The 1740-nt window shown below is 71.7% G+C and carries 2 protein-coding genes and 3 tRNA genes; all 5 read left to right on the top strand.

From position 1 onward, the window contains the following. Positions 1–348, top strand: a 348-nt coding sequence (locus D8M29_RS06650; RefSeq protein WP_148111535.1) for an HAD family hydrolase, incomplete at its 5' end; no start/stop codon positions are given. 119 nt (positions 349–467) lie between these two features. Then, positions 468–539: transfer RNA gene (locus tag D8M29_RS06645), tRNA-Gln, on the top strand. 55 nt (positions 540–594) lie between these two features. Continuing rightward, a tRNA-Glu gene (locus tag D8M29_RS06640) sits at positions 595–667 on the top strand. Positions 668–796: 129 nt separating this feature from the next. Further along, a tRNA-Glu gene (locus D8M29_RS06635) sits at positions 797–869 on the top strand. Positions 870–975: 106 nt separating this feature from the next. Continuing rightward, positions 976–1740, top strand: a 765-nt coding sequence (locus D8M29_RS06630; protein WP_238693340.1) for a dynamin family protein, incomplete at its 3' end; no start/stop codon positions are given.

The raw sequence follows: 1740 nt of genomic DNA, 5'->3' as shown, positions 1-1740 counted from the left end.
ATCGTCACGAACAACGTGGAGACCTACCAGCGCGGCAAGGCCGACGCCCTCGGTCTGGAGTGGGTCGAGGTGCTGATCGGCTCGGACACGGCCGGGGCCCCGAAGCCGGACCCGGCCCCCTTCCTGGCCGGCTGCTCCCGCCTGGGCACGGACCCGGGACGTACCCTCATGGTGGGGGACAGCCTGCGTCACGACGTCGAGGGGGCCCGGTCGGCGGGGCTCGTCCCGGTGTGGATGAGCCCCGACGCCCCCGCCCACGGCGGGGCGGAGGAGCCGCTCTGGGACGAGGAGCACGCGTGCTGGCGGATGCGGGCGATCGGCGGGCTGCGGACCTGGCTGGCGGCCTGACCCGCCGATTTTGCACGCGCCGCCCGGAGGGTGTAGAGTTCTTACTCGTTGCCGGAGAGATCCGGGAACACGGAGCTCATGAATATGATGCACATCGGTCAGGCATGCTTGACCGACAGTGGGGTATGGTGTAATTGGCAACACAACGGTTTCTGGTACCGTCATTCTAGGTTCGAGTCCTGGTACCCCAGCGAGTCTTCGGACTCAGTGAACGCGCACGGGCGGAGACGCTCGGACGTGGCGCACGGCCCCATCGTATAGCGGCCTAGTACGCCGCCCTCTCACGGCGGTAACGCGGGTTCAAATCCCGCTGGGGTCACGCAGTCGCCGCCCGGTCCTCAGACCGGAACGGCACGGGCGGATGAACGCATCCGCCGCCTGAACAGGAGACGCAGGCGCAGCAGAAGGTCTCCACGGCATCGCTTCCGCACACGCGGACAGCGCGCTCGGCCCCATCGTATAGCGGCCTAGTACGCCGCCCTCTCACGGCGGTAACGCGGGTTCAAATCCCGCTGGGGTCACCCGAGTGACAGGAAGCCCGGTCCCTGCGGACCGGGCTTCCGTCGTCTCCGTCCGCCGGGCCGGCGGGATGGGCGGCCGGCGCGCGCCCGTGAGACGATGGCCCACGTGCCACACACGGATCAGAACGTCCCAGACCTCGGTGTCGACACGGCCGTCCGCCGCGTGCGCGAGCACCTCGCCGCGCTCGAGTTGCCCTTCGAGACCGTCACCGCAGGGCAGGACCGCGCCGAGCGAGAGCGCACCCTGCACCAGATCGACGACTACGTGCTGCCCCGCCTCGACTCGCTCGACGCGCCGCTGCTGGCCGTCGTCGGCGGCTCCACCGGTGCGGGCAAGTCCACGCTGGTGAACGCGCTCGTCGGCCACGAGGTCTCCCGCTCCTCCGCCCTGCGGCCCACCACGCGGCAGCCGCTGCTGCTGCACAACCCCGCCGACGCCCACTGGTTCACGGGCCCGCGGGTGCTGCCCGACCTCGCCCGCGTCAGCGTGCACCGCGACGCGGCCGCCGGCCCCGTCGAACCCGACCAGTCCGCGATGGACACGGTCGCGCTCGTGGCCGAGCCCGCACTGCCGTCAGGCATCGCCCTCGTGGACGCCCCGGACATCGACTCCGTGGCGGACCAGAACCGCGCGCTGGCCCGGCAGCTCCTCGAGGCCGCCGACCTGTGGATCTTCACGACGACGGCGCACCGCTACGCCGACGCCGTGCCCTGGCAGCTGCTGGACGAGGCCGCCGCCCGCGACAGCGTGCACCGCGACGCGGCCGCCGGCCCCGTCGAACCCGACCAGTCCGCGATGGACACGGTCGCGCTCGTGGCCGAGCCCGCACTGCCGTCAGGCATCGCCCTCGTGGACGCCCCGGACATCGAC

It is taken from the genome of Micrococcus sp. HSID17227, assembly GCF_003989405.1.
Lineage (GTDB): Bacteria > Actinomycetota > Actinomycetes > Actinomycetales > Micrococcaceae > Micrococcus > Micrococcus luteus.
The sequence above is the reverse complement of the archived record's forward strand: the minus strand, read 5'-3'. Positions and strand labels throughout refer to the sequence as shown.